This is a genomic window from Lactobacillus sp. CBA3605 (assembly GCF_002970915.1).
GTDB lineage: Bacteria > Bacillota > Bacilli > Lactobacillales > Lactobacillaceae > Lactiplantibacillus.
Window position 1 is genome coordinate 1,495,218 of record NZ_CP027190.1, and the last position, 21,250, is coordinate 1,516,467.

A 21,250-nucleotide genomic window follows, 5' to 3' on the forward strand; every position below is an offset into this window, starting at 1 on the left:
ATAGAAAAAGGCAAGGTGACTAACGTGCAAAAGACAACCATTAAACAATTAAAACAGGCCGTTTTAGCGACTGGAAATGTGGTGGATCATGGGACCAATACGGTCACCCTGGCAGTATCCATTTCTGATCAACAACATCGAGCTAAGGTTCAATTTATTCGCCAAGAAACATTCAATCAAGCTTGGCAAGAAGTTGAGACGATTTTGGCGACAACGCCGCAACACAGCTGGGTTAGAGTTGAAAGCATTCAGTCAATTCAGCGCTTACCACGAGCAGAATTTGTGCAGCGATTAGCAGCGACGTTCCGTATGAATTATTGGCGGTATGGTGTGAGTTTCGATGCTGATTTTAAAACGGCCTTGTTAGAGATGGAAATTAATGGACAAGCCTTTTTCCGACCAAGTAAGGAGCATCGCATTGGTCGGAATCGGTCTGGATCGTGGGCTGATTATCAGCGGATTACACCCTATTTAAAGCAACGAATGGGTTCACTACCAGTCGATATTGAACAGACTGAATTTGTCTGGGTCTTTACGACAGCTGGGGTCTTTACCGATGGTGATCAGCTATGGACGTTGGAAACGAAGGAAAATTGTGCTAAGGGGATTCGAGTGCTCACTGATCCACAGAAAGAGATTGCATCTGTGATTGACCAAGGCGAAACCTTTTTGATTAATCAAATTAAACCTGACGGGCAATTTGTTTATGGCTATTTTCCAAGTCGACAAAAAGTATTATCTAACTATAATTGTGTGCGACACTTTTCATCACTGTATGCCTTGCTAGAAGCGATTCCGTTTACTGGTCGTACCGCGGACTATGTCAAAGTTAAGCAAGCGATTCAGTGGGGACTGGACAACGCAACGATTGAACAGCAAGGCGCACTCTTTATTAATGATAATGGGGAGCTTAAATTGGGGGGCCAAGCCTTACTCATGCTAACGCTTTGCCAATATCAAACGGTTACGGGTGATAAAAGTTTTGAACCAGTTTTAAATAAGGCCTTTAAAGGGGTGCCATTTTTCCGTGAAGCTTCTGGGAAATTAAATCACGTGTTAAACACGGACTTAACCCTTAAAAGTGCTTATCGAACGATTTATTATGAAGGTGAAGTGGCATTCGGCCTATCGCGGTTGTACGAATTAAATCACGATCCAGCCGTTCTTGAATTGGTTAAGCAAATTCTAGATTATATGGTGGCTAATGATTACGGAAAGTACCATGATCACTGGATCTCATATGCGATTAATGAAGCCTTACAAGTTTTTCCAGACAACCGCGATTACATGGCGTTGGGTCTGAAGAATGTGTTCATTCACTTAAAGTTCATCGAAGAACGTGATACCACTTATCCGACGTTATTAGAATTAGTCGATGCCGCCGTTAAAATGACTGACTTTGTGCGGGCTTCCGGTAATGAGGATTTACTGGCACCGTATGATGTTATCCGATTACGACAAGTTTTAAAATATCGTGCGGAATATGAAGTGACGACAGGGAGCTTCTTACCAGAATTAGCAATGTATTATTACCGACCAGCTAAGTTTATCGGGGGCTTTTATGCACGACATGATAGCTTTCGAACTCGGATTGATGACTGTGAACACTTCTTATCAGGATTAATCAATTACTATAATTATACGTACCAATAAACGAGTGCCATCATGATTCGGAGAGGATGTTAGTATGTTTTACTTTATTAATGAATATTTACTACCTAAAAATTCTAGTGTGGAACATAGTGCGATGGATCGGGTAAAGCTTTTTAATCACTACCAAACACCGGCTAAAATTGTGACTAAAATGTATGATCGTTTATTACACCAAACGATTGAGACGTTTGAATTGCCAGCTGATCACGTGCTTAACATGTTCGATTATTTTCAACAGGCAACGACAGTTCCTACCAAGGTTTATCACACGGAAGAACTTCAGTTACCCGTTGAATATGCCGTCGAAGTTGGCGCTAATTTCAGTCGTGTTTTTAATGGTGACGAGTTAGTTGAAAATGTCGGGTTCATTCCGGGTACCATCGGTCGTGTTTTTTATCAAGAATTTATGGATAATCAAGGCAATCGAATGGTAACTGATTTATGGGACTGGCGTGGCTTTAAATCGAGTACACAGTATTTTGGCCAAAATGGTAAGTTGACCATGGAACGGTACTATACGCCAGCTGGAAAAATTGCCATGGAACAATATTTTGTGCCGGATACGAAGGGCAACCCATTAGCGTCACGGTTAATTGTTAAGGATTACCAAGGCCAAGGGGATCGTTTCTTCCAAAATACGACCGATTTATTTAATTTTTTCATTGCTGAACTAAGTCACCAAGATACTGAAGTGACGACCTTTATTAGTGACCGTCCTGGGACTGGGGTGCAACCATTATTACAATTAAATGATGATGCTAAAAAATACGTTATGGTCCCTATTTACCATGCAAAGGCGCTAAATGATCCGTTACATGCGCCGTTAGATGGCTTCTTGGAACCGGCCCTTGATAATGCGCCTCATTTTAATGGCTTTATCACATCAACGACGTCTCAAGCACAGCATTTACAAACACGATTCCCACAGGCGACAGTTACTCAGTTGCCAGTAGTTGCGACGACACCGTTAAGCCAAAGTCAACTTACACCGATCACACAACGGCCTAAACAGCTGTTATATGTGGGTCGATTGGCAGAAGACCGGCAGCTTGATCAGTTGATTCGAGTCGTGGCATTAGTAAAGCATCAAATACCGACCATCCAACTAGATTTATATGGTTATGGTGATACGGCGTATCTTGAGACGCTCATCGCATTAATTGATGAACTTGACCTGAAGACCAATGTCCATCTAAGTGGCTATCAACCAGATTTAAAACAACGTTATCAAGATTATCAGTTGTTATTGAATACCGAGTTAGTTAATGGTGGGCCAATGGCAATGCCAGAAGCAATGGCACAAGGTGTACCAGTTGTGAGCTATCGCTTTAATTATGGGCCACGGGATTTTATTAATGATGGTCAGGATGGTTACATTGTTGAACCAGGCGATCAGCTTGCAATGAGTAATCATATCGTGCAATTGTTGACTGATACGAAACAATTGACGGCATTTAGTGAAGCTGCTTATCATAAATTGCATACTGAGCAGACTTACTTAAAGGTTTGGCATCAGTGGCAACGGTTATTAGGGTTGAAAAACGGAGGATAAAAATTTGTATTATTTTTTGAATGACAACTTACAATTTTCTAAATCTGGGATTGAACATGCAGAATTGAAACGCTTAGAGCTTTTTAAGCAACATCAGATTCCGGCTAAGATTGTGACGCGGATTTTTGCCATGAATTTACATGCAGTTATGGCTGATGCTGGCTTAGCTGATACAGATTTGGTCAATTTATTTGATTTCTTTTGTGGCAGCCAACAGGTTTCGTCGCAATCAGTTAAGCTTGCTGATTTTAAGATTCCGGCTGATGCCATCAAGACCCGAAAAGACCGTCAAGTCCACGTTGTCCGCCAAGGTAAATTAATGATGATTATTTATTTGCGGCCAACTGAGGATGAAATCAGTAATGTGCAGTATTTTGATATTAACGGCAAGACTTTAAAAATGACTTGGTGGGATACCCGTGGGATGAAGTGTTTGGAACAGTTGTTTGACTGGGACGGCAAAATTGTCCAAGAAGCTTATTTTGGCCCAGACGAGCAAATTCATCTTGAAAAATTACACTTTTTAAATCATGCTGGGCAAGAACGGATTACCTGGCGTGTCTTGAACTATCACGGAACCAGTTGGACTTTTAATGGTTTGAATGACTTAACGCGTTTCTTCTATGATGAATTGAATCAAAACGATGAAGAGAATGTCTTCATTTGTGATCGGACAGTTGAATGCGCTTGGGGCTTGTTCAATATGGTGACGCCAGCTAAAAAAATCTTGCATCTGCATAATAATCATGTGGGTGAAGAGGCTGATTCGTTGCATGCTAGCTTTAACAATAACTATGCCCACGCATTGAATAATTGGGCTAACTGGGATGCAGTTATTTCAGCGACACCAGAGCAGTCAGCAGATGTAATTGCTCGATTTGGACAATCAATTCCGGCCTTTACAATTCCAGTTGGATATGTCGAAGAAACAACGTTAAATGCGCCACAAGTGCCATTTGAACAGCGTCAAAAGTATTTGATGGTACAAGTCGCGCGGCTATCACCAGAAAAGCAACAAAATCATTCGATTGAGGCTTTTCAACAAGTTTATGCGCAGTTCCCAGAAGCGCGTTTAGAATTTTGGGGCTATGCCAATGGTGATACTGAACAGCAGCTAAAGGCCCAAGTTAAAGCGGCTAATTTAGAAAAAGTGATTCAATTCAAAGGTTATACTAACGATGTGAATGCGGTCTACAACCATGCTCAAGTGGGACTTTTGCCTAGTCGGGCCGAAGGATTCTCGTTGATGTTATTAGAAGCGCAAGCACATGGGTTACCAATGATTGCGAACGATGTGAAGTATGGTCCTAGTGATATTATCCAAGATGGTGTTAGTGGGGTCTTAACGACGGCTGGTAATGTGCAGCAATTAGCAGACGCAATGTTGGATTTGTTGAGTCATCAAGATAAGTTGGCGACTTATAGCACTAATGCTTATCAAAATAGTCAACGTTATTCAGCGGCGGCAGTTTTTGATAAGTGGCAAACATTGTTAGAAGCTTTCCCGAGTGGTGCTAAGCCAGTCGCGGCAACTGTAAAGTGAGGGCCTGATAAATGTTAATTATGATGTCGACTTACACAGGTATCAAAATGGGTATCCGCTTAGTGGCCTATTTGGTACTAGGTGGTCTGGTTTTGATTATTCGACACCGACACCGTAAAAAATCTCGCACCGAAATGGATGAAGAAACCAAGCGCTTGATGGCGCGGACAAAAAAAGATGAAAACGGCAAGTATCCATGGGAACAATGAAGTAAGAGTGCTCAGCCAACCGGTTAGCGACTGAGCATAGCCTAGTAACCCCTTTGATGCGGGTTTTAGCATCGGCGGGGTTGTGTAGCTAAGCGGAGGTCGCTGGTTGGCTGAGCACTTTTCGACAAAAGCGCCAGGATATCCGGTTAGTGACTGAACACGTTCTGTTGTGAATACAAAAAAACACGCTGGTAATGCCCCGAAAGGCATGACCAGCGTGTTTCTTGATGAAGTGCGGCGACCTTCAGAACGCTTGCGCGCCGATCGCGTACCTCCATCATGGTTTGGCACCATCAGTAGTATCGCACGTTCAACTAGGTGCCGTCAACTAAAAAACAAAATGTTTCACGTGAAACATCAAAAAACGTTGAGATTTTTCTCAACGTTTTTTAGTGCTTTAAAGGCGGCTGTTATAAATCAAGAAGCTGATATAACACGTATCGCCGTCTGGTAAAGTGTAACCAGAATTTTGGTTTGAATCATCATTTTCATGTAATACGATGAATTCACCGGCGCCGTAATCTTGATCGTTTAAGTAAAGGACTAAGCTTTCATCACAGTCCGCTAAGGTCTTACCGGTGACAATGCGACGATTCCAGCCGCGGTGAATGGTACCATTTGGATTAATCATAATTTTTTAACTCCTTTAATTATAAAGTTTGTAGCTGCGCTTGACGTTGAGGCTGTGCTGACAGTTCTGCTGCGGTTAGGTCGGCTTCAATTTGATGAGCGGCATTAAAAATTAGGTAACGTTGGCCCACAGCTTGAACCTGTTGATAGTTATGGCTAGCCATAATGATGGTCTTACCAGCTGCTTGAAGGCGTTTAAGTAGGGCCAGCATTTGCTGTTGGGCGGCAATGGTTAGGCCATTGAGTGGTTCATCAAGCAATAAAACGGCCGGATTAAGTGCTAATACGCTGGCTAAAGCCACCCGTTTTTTTTCACCACCGGAGAGTTGATAAGGAACACGATCACGTAAGGCCACACAGTCGGTTAGCTCAAGACAGTCAGTCACCCGTTGGCTGATTTCAGCTGGACTTAATCCCAATTGTTGAGGACCAAAGGCAATCTCTTCAGCCACTGAGGGGTTAAACAATTGAATATCGGTGTTTTGAAAAACCATCCCGATTTGCTGGTGCAGTTGTTGCCGCTGAGCAGGGTTGGCGAGATAGGCCGGTGTGATTGCTTGGTCATTAAACCAATACTGGCCCTGACTAGTGGTGGTTAACCCACTTAGCAGGCGTAATAAGGTAGATTTTCCGGAACCATTTGGTCCCATTAAACAAACCAATTCACCAGTATTGATAGTTAGACTCAACTGATCCAGACCCTGTGTGTCGGGGTAATCATAGGTCGCATTTTCAAGCTTGATTAAGGTCAATTTAGAGCCTCCCTAGTAGTAAAACAGCCATTAGAATCAGTTCAGGACTAAGTGACAGGTAGTCTTGCCAGTGATGTTGTTTAGTAGGAACTTGCACATAATGGCCGTTAAACCCACGAGCTTCCATTGCGTCATAAAGTTCTAAAGCATAGGCGTAACTTTTTAAGTAGAGATTGCCGAATAGGGCACCAATTAAATGGTAAGGGTGCTTAGTCGGTGCAACGGTTCGTAAGTCTAATGCTTCCATGGTGTGTAGCAAGTAGTTGCCGAGCATCCGTAAATAAGTGATGGCGATCGCTAGCGTCATAATTAAGACATCGGGACAGTGCAAGTGTTTGAGTCCAGTCAATAAGTCTTGAAAAGGGGTCGTTAATCGATAATAATGGGCATTTGCCAGTAGCAGGGCAGTCTTGATACCGAAGAATAGCACCGTCGTGGGACCGGTCAGCCAGTAACTAGGCAACACCACTAATAGAGCGACGAGTAAGCTAACAGCCCAATCACGGGTGAAACGGCGCAATTGTCGTGGTGATAGGCTGAGTAATTGACCGCCAAGTAGTAGGGCTAATCCCCATAAGAGTAAGCTGTTTTGAATTAAAGTGATTAATAATAATAGCAGTAACAATCGAACCAATTTAATGGCGGGCGCAAGTTGCCAATGCGATGGTGTTTGGACCGGTGCTGGCTGTGCAAACTGTGCCAATAATTTTTTTAGTCGGCGCTGGTTGCGTGCTAAAAATGGGCGTTGTTTACCAGCAGTAACCGGCTGTGGGGCCTGTTGCAACCAGGCTGGTAGCTCAGTGGGTACTTTTGACATCATGTTGAAGACCTCGGATCAATAATAAACAAAGTAAAATGGCCGTCAAAGCAGATAAAATATACCCAATGGCGAGTGGTAATCCGGCAATTGAATAATCTTGAAATAAGGCTTGAAAATGAATGCCATGGGTCATTCCGAGTGGTGCGGTTGATTGACCGAGCCGCTGTTGGAGCTCACTGGGACTCCATTCGCCCCAAGCGGTGTTACTGGCGAGTAAGCCCAATGGTGAAATTAGCGCCAGGCCGACCAGCAAATATAACCATGGTCGCCGAGTTGTCCGGGGTGTCGCTTGATACAAATTAAGTGGCGCGACTTTCTTAACGAACTGATAAACCAGTAACGTAAAACCGACTTCCACCCAACCAGCGACTAATAAATGAGCAACCAGCATGGCCGGAACAGCGACATTGAGTCCATAAGGACAGTAGAGCGGCGTGCCGTTAGCGGTGTGCGCTAATAAGGGTTGTAGACCAAGCTCAATCCCAGCAACTAGGGCAGCAGTGTTAATCCCAAGGTAGGCCCCAACTGCAAGGCCGATTTTTTCGTGGTGCCATTTTTGACCGATACGATAGCAAGCATAACCAACAAACGGCATGATGACCGCCATGTTAAACGCATTAGCGCCAAAGGCCAGAATGCCGCCATCGCCGAAAAGTAAGGCTTGTAGCAACAGAGTCACAGTTAAGGCTAAACAGGCCGCCCAGGGCCCAATCAGCACCGCTAACAAGGTACCACCAACGGCATGAGCCGTGGTTCCTCCTGGGATTGGCAGATTAAACATCATGATTAAAAAAGCCAACGCGGCAGCAATCCCGAGCATCGGTAAGGTTTCATGATGGGCTTTGATTTGAACTTTAACTTTCAGTACCGCAACGGTCCAAATGGGCGCCATGGCGGCAACGAGCGTGCCACAAGTGGCAGGGCTTAAATAATTATCCGGAATATGCACGGATGAGCACCTCTTCTAATTAGCAATTTGATCTAAGAGGTAACTGATGTCTTGAATAATGAACTTATGATTTTGAACCAATAGCACGTTATCAGCCCGCAATTCTTTTAGCATTCGGTTGACGCTGCTCCGTGAACTAATCCCACAAAATCCCGCAATGTCTTCATTAGTAACCACAAAATCAATTAAAATCCCGGCTTTAATCTGGCGGCCAAATAAACTGACTAAACTGTAAATAAAAGCACAAATTGCCCCTTTTTTACCGTTCATGACCATCCGTTGCAAGCGGAAAATATTTTCGGATAACTTTTTCCGATAATAATTTTTGACGTAATTTTGTAACTCTGGGGTATGGTTGACGTATTTCCAAAAATCGACCCGATTAACTTGGTAAAATGTCGCGTATTCGGATTCAATCCGAACGTTAAAGGGTTGATCGGTCGAGCGTGACACTTCATCACGGAGTAAGGAGATGACATCTGGTTTAGCAATGTAAGATAAATTAAATTCACGACCGTCTTGCAAAATGATACTGTTCTTAATAATGCCATCCTTTAAGACGTACGTGTAGTGTTCCGCTAAGCCGTGATAGGTCAAGTAAGTATGACGCTTTTTTTGAATTGTCGGCACGTGATGGGCTTCTAAATAACTCAGTAAATATTCAATATCAGTTAATACCATCTTAGTTTCAGTTCTTTCGTGAATAGATTTAGGCTCACGATTGTCCTAATCACGATCAGTCCGTTGTTAAGCATACCTTTTTTTGAAATTAGTACAATCGCATTTAAAGTATACATTTGTTAACGCGTTTTGAAAACTTTAAATGTAGCAGTTAATTTTGGCAGGTACGAGTATAACAAGAGGTGCGTGTAAAAAATAGTTTAATGAAAGAGGATGGCCAAAAGACATGGTTGCAATTGATTTACCCTATGACAAGACCACGATTACCGCTGAAATTCCTGAAAAGAATTTCGCCGGTAAACTAGTCTCACAAGCTGCAACATATCATAACAAATTATCCGAAAGTGAAACGGTGGAACAGTCACTAAATCACCCCATTGGCACGGATAAATTAGAAACTTTAGCTCAAGGAAAAAAGAACATTGTCATTATTAGCTCCGACCATACCCGGCCAGTACCTTCACACATTATGACGCCCATTTTATTACGGCGGTTACGGTCCGTTGCGCCAGATGCACGGATTCGGATTTTAGTCGCGACAGGCTTTCATCGGCCATCAACCCATGAGGAATTAGTTAACAAATATGGTGCTGATATCGTTGCTAATGAAGAAATCGTGATGCATGTGTCAACCGATGATAGCAGTATGGTTCAAATCGGCCAGTTACCATCTGGTGGCGCTTGCATTATTAATAAAGTCGCTGCTGAAGCCGACTTATTAATTTCAGAAGGCTTCATTGAATCCCATTTCTTTGCCGGGTTCTCTGGTGGTCGTAAGTCAGTTTTGCCGGGGGTTGCATCTTATAAGACGATTATGGCTAATCATTCGGGTGAATTTATTAATTCACCTAAAGCCCGGACCGGGAATTTGATGCATAATCCGATTCATAAAGATATGGTTTATGCTGCCCGGACAGCTAAGCTGGCATTTATTTTAAATGTTGTTTTAGATGAAGATAAAAAAATTATTGGATCCTTTGCTGGTGACATGGAAGCAGCGCACAAAGTTGGTTGTGACTTTGTCAAAGAACTTTCCAGTGTCCCTAAAATTGATTGTGATATTGCAATTTCAACCAATGGTGGTTACCCCTTAGATCAAAACATTTATCAAGCTGTTAAAGGGATGACAGCCGCCGAAGCAACGAATAAAGAAGGCGGTACGATTGTGATGGTTGCTGGTGCCCGAGATGGTCACGGTGGCGATGGCTTCTTCCATAATTTGGCTGATGTTGACGATCCGAAAGAATTCTTAGACCAGGCCATTAATACGCCGCGTTTAAAGACGATTCCTGATCAATGGACTGCGCAAATCTTTGCCCGGATTTTAGTGCATCATCACGTTATCTTTGTGTCAGATTTAGTTGACCCAGCCTTGATTACGGGCATGCATATGGAACTCGCTAAAACCTTAGATGAAGCAATGGCTAAAGCTTATGCTCGCGAAGGCCAGCAGGCTCGAGTTACCGTTGTTCCTGACGGTTTAGGTGTCATTGTAAAATAACATGACAACTGATGAAATCTTACAAGCCGTCGCTGCTGGTAGCCTTAGTCCAACGGCTGCCGCAAGTCAATTAGAAGCCACGCAAACGGCTGATTTAGGGTTTGCTAATGTTGATTTAAGTCGCCAACATCGCAATGGGTTTCCAGAGGTCGTCTACGGTGCAGGTAAAACTGCGACTCAAATTGTCGATATTGTAAAAGCGATGACTACTACAGCGGCGCCGATTTTAACGACACGATTGTCAGCAGCTAAGTTTGCGGCTATTCAGCCGGCCTTACCAACAGCGGTGTATCATGCCACGGCCCAATGCATGACGGTTGGGGCGTTAAACCCAGTTGAGTCAGCGGATTATATTGCTGTGGTAACAGCCGGGACGTCGGACATGCCGGTAGCAGAAGAAGCGGTGATTACCGCCCAAACTTTTGGTAACCGGGTTGAACGGGTCTACGATGTCGGTGTGGCTGGGATTCATCGGTTATTTGCTAAGCTAGACGTGATTCGTGGCGCTAAAGTCGTCATCGTGGTCGCGGGCATGGAAGGCGCTTTAGCCAGTGTCGTTGGTGGCTTGATTGATAAACCTTTAATTGCTGTACCGACCAGTGTCGGTTATGGCACAAATTTCCAAGGCATGACCGCATTGTTGACCATGCTAAATAGCTGTGCGTCTGGAATTACCGTAGTTAATATTGATAATGGTTTTGGCGCAGCGTATTCGGCCAGCATGATTAATCAATTATAGGATTGTTCAATTAACTGAACAGAGAGGGAAACAACATGCGAATACTTTATTTAGATGCTTTTTCCGGAATTAGCGGGGATATGTTTTTAGGGGCACTCTTGGATTTAGGCTTGGATTTTGAAGCCTTAAAAACGGAACTCGCCAAGTTACCCGTGACTGGCTATACCTTAACCCATGTCCGACAAGCTAAAAGTAGTATTTATGGGACTAGCTTTGATGTGCAAGTCGCTGGTGGCAAGGATCATGGGTTCGTGGAACATCATCATCCTGATGCTGGTCACCATCACCATGGTGCGGCCCGTCATTTAAGCGATATTTTAACGCTAATTGATAATAGTGCCTTGTCGACCACGGTTAAGGAACGGGCGCAGGCCATTTTCACTGAAATTGCGCAAGCTGAAGCTACCGTCCATCAAATGCCACTTGCCGAGGTTCATTTTCATGAAGTCGGGGCATTAGACTCGATTGTGGATATCGTCGGCTGTTGTGTGGCATTGGAATTGATGCAAATTGACCAGATAATCGCGTCACCATTAAGTGATGGTAGCGGGTTTATCCAGGTGGCGCATGGGCAGATGCCCGTACCAGTGCCTGCTGTGATGCAGATGCGTGTCGGTACCCAGATTCCAATTCACCAACGGTTAGATGTGCAAACAGAATTGATTACGCCAACCGGGATGGGCTTGGTTAAAACTTTAGTGCATGAGTTTGGGCCATTACCTGCAGATCAGACGCCACTCAAGGTTGGCTATGGTTTTGGGCAACGTGATACCGGTGGCTTCAATGCGTTACGCGCGGTTTTATTCGAAAAAAAAAACTAAGTCATCAATTGGTTGATCAGACGGCGGATGCGGTGGTCTTAATTGAGGCAAATTTGGATGATCAAACGGGAGAGAGCCTAGGATATGCGATGGCGGAACTCTTGGCAGCTGGCGCTTATGACGTCTACTTTACCCCCATTCAAATGAAGAAAAATCGACCTGCCACTAAGTTGTCGGTATTAGGTCAGCCGCAAGATCGTGAAAAACTAACTAAAATTATTTTAACGGCCACTAGCACAATGGGCGTACGTTATCAGACTTGGCAACGGACCATTATGCGGCGGCGGTTTACGAGCGTTGAAACGCCATATGGACTCGTGCAAATCAAAATTGCGACATATGACGACCTTGAAAAACGGACGCCAGAATATGCGGACTGTGCTCATTTGGCGCAGCGTTACCATATTCCGTTTATGACCGTTTACCAAGCTGCCTTAGTGGCCGCAACTGACTTGAAGCAGGAGGAATGAGTTTTGTTACATCAATTAATTGCCGAATTTATGGGCACCGCCTTAATGATTATTTTTGGGGTCGGCGTGCACTGTAGTACGGTGCTAAAAGGGACCAAATATCGTGGTTCTGGTCATATTTTTGCAATCACCACGTGGGGATTTGGGATTACGATTGCCTTATTTATTTTTGGTAATGTTTGTATTAATCCGGCCATGGTATTGGCCCAATGTTTGTTAGGCAACTTGGCTTGGAGTCGGTTCGTTCCTTATTCCATCGCCGAAGTTTTAGGTGGGGTCGTCGGCTCTGTCATTGTATGGATTATGTATGCGGATCATTTTAAAGCGTCGGCTGATGAGATTTCACCGATTACGATTCGAAATTTATTTTGTACGTCCCCAGCTGTGCGGAACTTACCACGGAACTTTTTCGTCGAATTATTTGATACGTTTATTTTTATTTCAGGAATTTTAGCTATTTCGACGGTAAAGACGCCCGGAATTGTGCCAATCGGTGTCGGTTTACTAGTCTGGGCCATCGGGATGGGACTTGGGGGTCCTACCGGTTTCGCCATGAACTTAGCACGTGATATGGGGCCTAGAATTGCGCATGCCATCTTGCCTATTGCCAATAAAGCGGATAGCGATTGGCAATACGGTATCATGGTTCCAGGGATTGCACCATTTGTCGGGGCGGCCTTGGCGGCTTGGTTTATGCATGGATTTTTTGGTATTTAATTTAAACTAAATAGAAGAGGGTCATTAGAATGACAACTTTAGCAACTAAGAAAGCAACTTTAAGCAACTTATTAAAAGATTTAAAACGTGTTACCGTCGCATTTTCAGGCGGAATTGACAGTACCTTAGTTTTAAAAATGGCTTTAAACACATTAGGCGCTGAAAACGTCACTGCCGTTGTTGCTAATTCAGAATTATTTACGGATGAAGAATTTGAAAAAGCCGTTAGCTTGGCACAAGAATTAGGCGCTACAGTTCAAACGACCACGTTAGATTACTTAAGCGATACGCATATCGAACATAACACAGCAGACAGCTGGTATTATGCAAAGAAAATGTTCTACGATCGTTTGACAGCTTTAGCTGCTGAAAATGGGAGTGCCACCGTTCTTGATGGCATGATCAAAAATGATGAACAAGATTATCGGCCTGGTTTGAAGGCACGGACTGAAGCCGGAGCTCGGAGCTTGTTACAAGAAGCCGACTTTTATAAGGTAGATGTCCGGGCCTTGGCGCAAGAACTTGGCTTAACTAACTGGAATAAAGTGGCCTCATGTTCCGTTTCTTCACGCTTCCCTTATGGCACCACGTTGACGCATGCTAACGTTAAACAAGTGATGGCAGCGGAAAAGTATTTGCGTAGCTTAGGCTTCCCAACGGTACGGGTTCGTTATCATGATGATATTGCTCGGATTGAATTACCAGAAGCTCGGATTGGAGATTTCTTAGTCTTCAATGACCGTGTTAATCGCCAATTACAATCATTAGGTTTCCGATATGTTACCTTAGATTTAGGTGGCTTCCGGAGTGGTCATATGAATGACACGTTGACTAAGCAACAATTAGCTACGTTTGCAATCCAAAACTAAGTCATTAATTCACTGGGAGGGCGTTTGGATGAAAATCCAAACGCCTTTTTGCTGCTTCAAAATTGGCTGCGGTTAGTTGAGTTTATTTAATTAATAAACGATGCAATTATCACATAAAAAAATTAGCTGCTTGTTAGTAAACCTCAACGTAATTATATTGTTTTTACTTTAAAATTATAATTAGATATTAATTTCCCTTAAAACGGAATAATTTTAAATGAGAAGCAGTGGGGCGAAATAATGGCGGAAAATAGTAATAAAATAACGCTAACGGCGTTAGTTATGATGATCTTTACTACGGTTTTTGGCTTTGCCAATAGTACGGTGGCATTTTACTTGATGGGTTATGCGTCAATCTTATTCTACTTGTTAGCGGCGGTGCTATTCTTTATTCCGTTTGCCATGATGATGGCGGAATATGGTGCGGCGATTAAATCGGATAGTAGTGGGATGTATAAGTGGTTAGAAGTGAGTGTCAATGCGCGCTTTGCGTTTGTCGGCACCTTTATGTGGTTTGCTTCTTATATCATTTGGTTGGTTTCGACGTCAGCGAAAGTTTGGATTCCCTTTACCACAATGTTTTTTGGGAGTGATCAAACGCAAAAATTCGCCTTTTTAGGCTTGAATGCAACCCAAGTGATTGGTCTATTATCATGTCTGTGGATGGTTATTGTGACCCTGGTTTCCATTAAAGGGGTCAAAGGGATTGTCCGAATCACAAGTTTAGGTGGTTTAGCAGTGACCAGCTTGAACGCGATATTATTGGTCGTTTCAGGGGTCATTTTGGCGTTAAATCACGGTCATTTTGCCCAACCAATGACCCATCTGTTAGATTCGCCTAATCCTGGTTATCAGCAGCCAGTGGGATTGATGAGTTTTGCGGTGTTTGCTATTTTTGCGTACGGGGGCTTAGAAGTCCTTGGCGGGATGGTCGATAAGACGAAGAATCCAGAAAAAACTTTTCCACGTGGTATTATTATTTCGGCCATCGTGATTACACTTGGCTATGCGTTGGGGATTTTATGCTGGGGAATTAGTACGAACTGGCAAGCTGTCTTAGCTAACCCAACGACGAATATGGGTAATATTAGTTACGTGATGATGCGTAATTTAGGGCTAGTTTTAGGGCAGTCATTAGGATTGAGCCAAGCGACAAGTAATTTAATCGGCTTGTGGTTTGCGCGCTATACGGGGTTAGGCATGTTCTTAGCTTATTCTGGAGCGTTCTTTACGTTAACTTATTCGCCACTGAAAACGCTGATTCTTGGGACACCAAAGTCTTTATGGCCTAAAAAGTTTACAAAATTAAACGAAAACAAGATGCCTAGTTATGCGATGATGGTCCAATGCGCAATTGTTATTGTGATTATCTTAGTGGCTTCCTTTGCGACTAGTGATGCCTCAGCTTTTTATAATGTCTTAACGCTGATGGCCAACGTTTCAATGACCTTGCCATACTTGTTTTTACTCTATGCTTTTCCAAAGTTCAAACAAAATCATGCGATTCAAAAACCATTTGAAGTTTATAAATCACCGCGGCTAACGGTATTAATTAGTTGGGTCGTATTCGTTGTTGTTTTAGGTGCCAATATTTTCACGTTGATTCAACCAATCCTAGCTACGGGGAACTTTAAAAATACGATTTGGATGTTAGTCGGACCAGTTTTGTTTGGCCTGATTGGGATTATCTGGTATCAAGTGCACGTGCATCGTACCACCCGTCAAAATTAACCCAAACGTGCGTTCCCTTATGGGCAGAAAAGGGGTATAATAGAAGTTATCAATTAGTAGGAAAGGTGACTTTATCATGGAAGTTTCTGCCTTACAACAAGTCATTAAAACGAGTAACAAGATTGCGTTAAGTACGGCGTTAGATCATCAGGCTGATGTTAAAATCGTTAATTTTATTTGGTTGGCTGAACAACCAGATCGCTTATATTTTTCATCGGTCAAAGATAGTCCAGCACTAGCTATTTATGCGCAAAATCCTGACTTGGCGTTCATCTCGGTACCCAAGGATGGGACGCCGGGTAATCCCTATATGCGGGCGCAACATGTGCAGTTGCGGCCTTCTACAAAGACAATGACCGATTTGTTGCCTAGTTACCTTGCAACGGTGCCGAATTATCAAAAAGTTTGGGATTTAATCGGGTCTAAGTTAGTTGTCTTTGAACTCGTGCTCAAAGATGTCTATGTTGATCCGGGACTTGGACAACCCAAAGGGACGTTACATTTCAAGTAATGCTTTAAACGAATTGGCTGATAAATAAAATCATGATGCGCTGAATGACCGATTGAGTCGGGTTCAGCGCATTTTTTGTGTCCTTAGTTGCTAGTTTAATAACTAAAAAGCAGTATGGTTCCCCTCGCTGGCGGAAACCATACTGCTTTTTAGCTAAATATATTTGGAACGTAGGAGCTACCTGCTGGTAGTTGTAATCCTGATTTTCCTCGCACTACTGTACGATATCAAACCAATCACCCGAATTTTGCAATAATTGCCACAACTTATCAGGTAATTTCATATTGGCTAATTGAGAGATGTGTAATTGTTTTTCAATGTCGGCGGTTTCGCCGGTTTTAACTTTCTCAGCCCAATCAGGGTTGATGATTAGCCCATGCGCAATCGCAGCAAGATCTAAACCTTCAGCCAAGGCTTGCTCTGCCTGTGCTGGTGTATTTAATGAGCCGGCAGAAATCAATGGCACCCGGTGGTCGATGTGTTGAGCTAATGTTTCAAGATAAGTCGGATCGTCATTGGAACTGCCAATTGGTTTAGAGGTTAACACATTGTTCAATGTGACGTGAACATAATCGATATCTCGGTTAATCAACTCATCAATTAAGGCCAACGAATCATGTAACCGTAAGCCACCATCGAGATGTTCTTCAAGCGTAATACGATACCCTAAGATAAAGGGGTGTTTTGCATAGCGTGCAATGACTGATTTTATTTCGTCAACGACGGCTAATGCAAAACGCATTCGATTGGCAAGTGAACCGCCCCATTGATCTTGTCGTTTGTTATAGTATGGCGAGAGAAAGTTTTGGAACAAGAAACCAAACGCACCATGTAATTCAACGCCATCAAATCCAGCAGCAATTGCTCTTCTAGTCGTTTCACCAAATGATTTGATGATTGCCAAAATTTCTTTTTCAGTTAAAGCTCGTGGACTCAGAGCTTTGACAAAGGTACTTTCTTTGGTTGTGATCGTACTTGAACTTACGACATCTTTAGGATCTACTAAATCGGTGTTAGCTTTATTACCCGCATGCAACAGTTGTAAAATTGCTTTGGCACCACCACCTTTAGCAACAGTTGCGAGCCGTGTCAGACTTGGTAAAAACTTGTCATCATAGCCAGCAAATTCATCACTGAAGCCAATTGCATTTGCGGCGACTGGTGTTGATCCTGTGATGACTAGTCCTAAGCCGTTAACCCGACGACGATAATAAGCGATTTCTTGATCAGCAACTGTGCCATCGTCATTTCCAGACCACGTTGTCATCGGTGCCATGACCATTCGGTTGTTAAGTGTCAGTCCATTCTTAAAGGTAAATGGTGTCATAGTCTTTTCATATCTATTGGTTGTCATTTATAGCACTTCTTTCATAGTTGAATGGTTAATGTTCAGCCGTCTTAAATTTAGACATCTTCCAAAGTTCTTCAACATGATCATCATCCATTTCGCCAGTTTTGAACTTGGCAGTGTGATCCTCGAACGTATCGATCTTGTATTGAAGTAGCGCCTGAGTTCGTTTCATCTCAGTCAATTTTTGATTAAGGTCTTCCAGTTGTTCTTGTAAAATTGCTTTTTGAGCTGGTTCATTTTCGCCCCGTTGATTTAATCTGGCAAATTCAATCAATGCTTCCATCGATAAGCCAGCATCTTTTAAGCACTTGACCAAAAACAGCCAGTTCAAATCGTTTGGACGATAGTCGCGATAGCCATTCTTGTCACGTCTTATCGGCGGAATTACACCGATATTTTCGTAGTAACGCAGGGTATCAGTTGAGAAACCAATTAAGTTTGAAACTTCTTTTCTATTCATCGAAACTCACCGGCTTTCCTAATTTATGTATTTATTGTAAACCCTGTACCTAACTCCCTAGCAAGGAGAAATTTTAAACTTTTTTGTGTAACTCAACCGGAAAGTCAATAACCGAAGTGTTCTTGGGGTAAATCAATGTCCTTAATTTAATGATTTGGCGATTAAAAAAGAGCTTGGGTTTTTAATCCCAAACTCTTGGTCGTGATTAGAGACGACTGTTATAAATTAAGAAACTAATATAGCATTGATCACCATCGGGTAAATCATAACCAGTGTTGAGGTTACTACCGTCATTTTCATGTAAAACGACGAATTCACCAGAACCGTAATCTTGATCATTTAAATATTGAACGAGTAGTTCGTCGCATTCAGCCAAAGTTTTACCCGTAACCACGCGTCGATTCCACCCACGATGAACGGCACCATTTGGGTTAATCAAATTCTCCAACTCCTTATTATTATAAAGTCATCAATCGCACAATTTACCGCGAAAATTTTCGTGGGATTGTGTCACTTTGATGGACAGTGTTGAATCCGCTTGATAACTAAGATTATTGTCAGATTAATGCACTATTACCAATAACCAGAGCCTTAGTTAATCATAGCAAAGTTTAGCTCAGTTAACCAGTTGACGGTAACGCTTACAACCGGTACACTGAAAATATATACACTAGGGGTGTCCATAACTGGGCTGAGACAGTGCCGATGCGCTGATCCCTTTGAACCTGTAAGTTCAAACTTGCGTAGGGAAAGTGTCACAGCTAATGAGTTAATGAGTTACTAACTAGCGGTCCCGGGTTCAATGAAAGTTGAAGCGGCCGTTTTTTGTGTTGCAGTCAGTTAACTATCAATGTGAGGGGGAAATGAAATGGATTTAACTTTACTGGAAAAACTCCGACAACGACAGCCGATTGTCCTTAATTTGGCTAATTTCGTTACGGTTCAGGATGTTGCTAATGGATTAAAGGCACTGGGCGCTTCACCGATTATGTCGGCAGAAGTTCAAGAGGCTGAAGCATTAGTTGAAATTGCGGGAGCGGTTTGTCTTAATCTAGGGACCATAAATAGTCTACAAGTTGAGCAAATGCAAGTGGTGGGTCGGTTAGCTAATGAACGACATAAACCAATTGTATTTGATCCGGTAGCGGTTGGGGCTGTTCCTTATCGAAAACGGGTGGCGTTAGCCCTGTTAGAACAGATCCAAGTCACTGTGATTCGAGGTAATGCTGGCGAAATTGCAGCCCTGGCTGACTTTGATTGGCAGTCGCAAGGGATTGATGCTGGAACTGGGACCGGCAATCTAGTTGAAATTGCTAAGGCTTGTGCGCTGAAATATAATTGCTTGGTGTTACTATCTGGGGCCACTGATATTATTACGGATGGTCACCGCATGACAATGTTAACTAATGGGACACCGCTATTACAATTACACGTTGGGTCTGGCGATCTGCTATCAAGTGTGGTGGCGGCCTTATTAGCGATTAGTCCCAGTGATTATTTTGAAGCGACCCAGGTCGCTGGCTTGGTATTAGGGGCGACGGGCGAACTCGTGGCCAAACAATTAACTTCGGACCGGCCGGGCTCATTTGGGACGGCGCTCATTGACAAGTTACACTTAGTCACAATCGCTGAAATTGAACACTTAACGAAAAAGGAGTAATAGCTGATGACTGACTTTCCACAAGCTTTAACGATTGCTGGCACGGATAGTGGTGGTGGTGCCGGTATGATGGCAGATTTAAAGACGATGCAAGCCCGACACGTGTTTGGGACCGGGGTGGTGGTTGCTGTTACCGCTCAAAATACAATCGGAGTCCAAGACTTTATGGCCTTACCGACTAAATTGATTGACGCCCAGTTTGAGTCATTAGCAGCTGATTTAAAAATTAAGGCCTGTAAGACCGGGATGCTGGCAGATGCGAAACATGTGCAGGCAGTCGTACGAAACTTAAAGCGTTATGATTTTGGCCCATTGGTAGTTGATCCTGTGATGATTGCTAAAGGTGGGGCGGCGCTATTAGCGACAGATGCTGTGCAAGTTGTTCGTTCCGAGTTAGTCCCATTAGCGACGTTAATCACACCTAATTTACCGGAGGCGGAACAACTGACCGGTTTGACAATTACGGATGCTGCTGGCATGGTGGCAGCGGGAGTCGCATTGCAAAAGCTAGGCGCTCAAAATGTCATGATTAAGGGTGGTCATCAAACGGATGCTAAACGGGCACGTGATTTTGTGTTGCTAGCAGATGGCACGGCCTTTTGGTTATCTGCTCCGCGTACTGCTACTAGTCGGACACACGGTACCGGTGATACGTTGTCAGCCTGTATTACGGCTGAATTAGCTAAAGGACAACCGTTGCGGGCAGCGATTCGGACGGGCAAAGCTGTGGTGACAGCGGCGATTGCGGCAACGATTCAAGTCGGCCATGGTCATGGGCCTTTAAACCATTGGGCGAGTCCAAGTCTGGCGGTGACCGAAGATGAGGCTTGATTTTGAACCAGCGCAGCTACGGGCTTACTTGGTTGCAGGTACTCAGGATGTTCCAGGTCAGGATTTACGACAAGTGTTGCAAAAAGCGTTAGTTGCGGGAATTACAGCTTTCCAGTATCGAGATAAAGGGACTAGCCAGTTAACCGCTAGTCAGCGTTACGAGTTAGGCCTGACATTACGTGCTGCTTGTGCACAAGCGCAAGTGCCGTTTATTGTGGATGATGATGTTGAGCTGGCTTTGGCATTGAAGGCCGATGGTGTGCATGTCGGCCAAACGGATCATCAGATTCAACAAGTCTTACAACAGGTAGCCGGAAAGCTGTTTGTGGGGTTGTCATGTACGACCCTAACTGAGGTTCGAACTGCTAATCAGCTTTCAGATTTGGCCTATTTAGGCAGTGGACCAGTCTTTCCAACGCGGTCTAAACGCGATGCTGCCCCAGTAATTGGTTTAGCTGGGCTAACTCAATTGGTTCAAGCTGCCAGTCATCCGGTTGTTGCAATTGGTGGTATTACTGCACCGCAACTAAGGCCAATAGCACAAACTGGGGCCGTTGGGTCAGCGGTGATTTCGTTAATCACTCAAAGCTCGGACTATCCGGCAACAGTTCAGGCCATGTTAGCGGCAACGATGTAACAGAGGATTTATTTCCCGGGAAATAGACTGACCGTGATACGGAATATTAGCTTTCGATGGAAATCACTGATTGGTTAAGTGTTGAATTTGCGCACTTTGAAACAGTGGCAACAGTTACGAGATAACAAGATAAGTGATACATCCATGTAGTTGCGTTCTAAGT

The 21,250-nt window shown here is 43.5% G+C and carries 22 protein-coding genes, 1 pseudogene and 1 riboswitch; of the genes and pseudogenes, 15 read left to right on the forward strand and 8 right to left on the reverse strand.

Going from position 1 to position 21,250, the window contains the following annotated elements; genetic code table 11:
* Positions 1-24: 24 nt before the first annotated feature.
* From C5Z25_RS07205 to C5Z25_RS07220, 4 genes are read left to right on the forward strand one after another with little or no spacing between them, the layout of a single operon-like run.
* Positions 25-1,653: a glycosyl transferase family 1 gene (locus C5Z25_RS07205; RefSeq protein WP_105452017.1), complete on the forward strand. Its 1,629-nt coding sequence runs from the start codon at positions 25-27 to the stop codon at positions 1,651-1,653.
* A 34-nt stretch (positions 1,654-1,687) separates the two neighbouring features.
* Positions 1,688-3,205 (forward strand): glycosyltransferase, encoded by a 1,518-nt coding sequence (locus tag C5Z25_RS07210; RefSeq protein ID WP_105452018.1) that lies wholly within the window; start codon positions 1,688-1,690, stop codon positions 3,203-3,205.
* Positions 3,206-3,209: 4 nt separating this feature from the next.
* Positions 3,210-4,748 (forward strand): glycosyltransferase family 4 protein, encoded by a 1,539-nt coding sequence (locus tag C5Z25_RS07215; RefSeq protein ID WP_105452019.1) that lies wholly within the window; start codon positions 3,210-3,212, stop codon positions 4,746-4,748.
* A gap of 11 nt (positions 4,749-4,759) precedes the next feature.
* Positions 4,760-4,957, forward strand: coding sequence for a hypothetical protein (locus C5Z25_RS07220; RefSeq protein ID WP_105452020.1), 198 nt, complete (start codon positions 4,760-4,762; stop codon positions 4,955-4,957).
* Between the two features lie 397 nt (positions 4,958-5,354).
* Here C5Z25_RS07220 and C5Z25_RS07225 read toward each other — a convergent pair whose 3' ends face one another.
* From C5Z25_RS07225 to C5Z25_RS07245, 5 genes and pseudogenes are all read right to left on the reverse strand, one after another.
* Positions 5,355-5,588, reverse strand: coding sequence for a hypothetical protein (locus C5Z25_RS07225; protein ID WP_105452021.1), 234 nt, complete (start codon positions 5,586-5,588; stop codon positions 5,355-5,357).
* Positions 5,589-5,607: 19 nt separating this feature from the next.
* Positions 5,608-6,273 (reverse strand): annotated as a pseudogene (locus C5Z25_RS07230) (energy-coupling factor ABC transporter ATP-binding protein); the annotation flags it as partial.
* 67 nt (positions 6,274-6,340) lie between these two features.
* Positions 6,341-7,159, reverse strand: a complete 819-nt coding sequence (locus C5Z25_RS07235; protein ID WP_105452023.1) for an energy-coupling factor transporter transmembrane component T — start codon at positions 7,157-7,159, stop codon at positions 6,341-6,343.
* Positions 7,137-8,108 (reverse strand): cobalt transporter CbiM, encoded by a 972-nt coding sequence (gene cbiM / locus C5Z25_RS07240; protein ID WP_105452024.1) that lies wholly within the window; start codon positions 8,106-8,108, stop codon positions 7,137-7,139. Before cbiM ends, C5Z25_RS07235 begins: the two co-directional genes overlap by 23 nt.
* Before the next feature lie 15 nt (positions 8,109-8,123).
* Positions 8,124-8,789, reverse strand: a complete 666-nt coding sequence (locus tag C5Z25_RS07245; RefSeq protein WP_105452025.1) for a Crp/Fnr family transcriptional regulator — start codon at positions 8,787-8,789, stop codon at positions 8,124-8,126.
* 226 nt (positions 8,790-9,015) lie between these two features.
* Between C5Z25_RS07245 and larA the strand changes: the two genes are divergently transcribed.
* The 8 genes from larA (at position 9,016) to C5Z25_RS07285 (ending at position 16,148) form a co-directional block, all read left to right on the forward strand.
* Positions 9,016-10,290: a nickel-dependent lactate racemase gene (gene larA / locus C5Z25_RS07250; protein ID WP_105452026.1), complete on the forward strand. Its 1,275-nt coding sequence runs from the start codon at positions 9,016-9,018 to the stop codon at positions 10,288-10,290.
* Position 10,291: 1 nt separating this feature from the next.
* Entirely contained in the window at positions 10,292-11,029 is a 738-nt protein-coding gene (larB, locus tag C5Z25_RS07255) for a nickel pincer cofactor biosynthesis protein LarB (RefSeq protein ID WP_105452027.1), read from the forward strand.
* Between the two features lie 35 nt (positions 11,030-11,064).
* A complete protein-coding gene (gene larC, locus C5Z25_RS12725; protein ID WP_105452028.1) occupies positions 11,065-11,850 on the forward strand; it encodes a nickel pincer cofactor biosynthesis protein LarC in 786 nt (261 codons plus the stop codon).
* An 8-nt stretch (positions 11,851-11,858) separates the two neighbouring features.
* Positions 11,859-12,320: a nickel pincer cofactor biosynthesis protein LarC2 gene (larC2, locus tag C5Z25_RS12730; protein ID WP_105452029.1), complete on the forward strand. Its 462-nt coding sequence runs from the start codon at positions 11,859-11,861 to the stop codon at positions 12,318-12,320.
* A gap of 3 nt (positions 12,321-12,323) precedes the next feature.
* Positions 12,324-13,037, forward strand: a complete 714-nt coding sequence (gene larD / locus C5Z25_RS07270) for a D/L-lactic acid transporter LarD (RefSeq protein ID WP_105452030.1) — start codon at positions 12,324-12,326, stop codon at positions 13,035-13,037.
* Between the two features lie 29 nt (positions 13,038-13,066).
* Positions 13,067-13,906, forward strand: coding sequence for an ATP-dependent sacrificial sulfur transferase LarE (larE, locus tag C5Z25_RS07275; protein WP_105452031.1), 840 nt, complete (start codon positions 13,067-13,069; stop codon positions 13,904-13,906).
* Between the two features lie 240 nt (positions 13,907-14,146).
* On the forward strand, positions 14,147-15,637 hold the full coding sequence (yjeM, locus tag C5Z25_RS07280) for a glutamate/gamma-aminobutyrate family transporter YjeM (protein ID WP_370447188.1): 1,491 nt from the start codon (positions 14,147-14,149) through the stop codon (positions 15,635-15,637).
* A gap of 76 nt (positions 15,638-15,713) precedes the next feature.
* Positions 15,714-16,148, forward strand: a complete 435-nt coding sequence (locus C5Z25_RS07285) for a pyridoxamine 5'-phosphate oxidase (protein WP_105452033.1) — start codon at positions 15,714-15,716, stop codon at positions 16,146-16,148.
* A gap of 214 nt (positions 16,149-16,362) precedes the next feature.
* Here the strand turns inward: C5Z25_RS07285 and C5Z25_RS07290 are convergent, their stop codons facing one another.
* From C5Z25_RS07290 to C5Z25_RS07300, 3 genes are all read right to left on the reverse strand, one after another.
* Positions 16,363-17,502 (reverse strand): NADH-dependent flavin oxidoreductase, encoded by a 1,140-nt coding sequence (locus C5Z25_RS07290; RefSeq protein ID WP_199774901.1) that lies wholly within the window; start codon positions 17,500-17,502, stop codon positions 16,363-16,365.
* 28 nt (positions 17,503-17,530) lie between these two features.
* The gene (locus C5Z25_RS07295; protein ID WP_105452034.1) at positions 17,531-17,959 is read right to left on the reverse strand and encodes a MerR family transcriptional regulator; all 429 of its coding nucleotides are present in this window, start codon (positions 17,957-17,959) and stop codon (positions 17,531-17,533) included.
* A gap of 205 nt (positions 17,960-18,164) precedes the next feature.
* Entirely contained in the window at positions 18,165-18,398 is a 234-nt protein-coding gene (locus tag C5Z25_RS07300; RefSeq protein WP_105449537.1) for a hypothetical protein, read from the reverse strand.
* Between the two features lie 223 nt (positions 18,399-18,621).
* Positions 18,622-18,727, forward strand: a riboswitch (TPP riboswitch).
* A gap of 100 nt (positions 18,728-18,827) precedes the next feature.
* Here C5Z25_RS07300 and thiM point away from each other — a divergent pair.
* Genes thiM through thiE form a run of 3 tightly spaced genes read left to right on the forward strand, consistent with a single transcriptional unit; the run spans position 18,828 to position 21,087 of the window.
* Positions 18,828-19,619 carry a hydroxyethylthiazole kinase gene (gene thiM / locus C5Z25_RS07305; protein WP_105452035.1) on the forward strand — a complete coding sequence of 264 codons (792 nt, stop codon included), beginning with the start codon at positions 18,828-18,830 and terminating at the stop codon, positions 19,617-19,619.
* A 6-nt stretch (positions 19,620-19,625) separates the two neighbouring features.
* Positions 19,626-20,450 (forward strand): bifunctional hydroxymethylpyrimidine kinase/phosphomethylpyrimidine kinase, encoded by an 825-nt coding sequence (gene thiD / locus C5Z25_RS07310; RefSeq protein WP_105452036.1) that lies wholly within the window; start codon positions 19,626-19,628, stop codon positions 20,448-20,450.
* Positions 20,440-21,087: a thiamine phosphate synthase gene (thiE, locus tag C5Z25_RS07315; RefSeq protein WP_105452037.1), complete on the forward strand. Its 648-nt coding sequence runs from the start codon at positions 20,440-20,442 to the stop codon at positions 21,085-21,087. The genes thiD and thiE overlap by 11 nt, the downstream gene beginning before the upstream one ends.
* Positions 21,088-21,250: the final 163 nt, after the last annotated feature.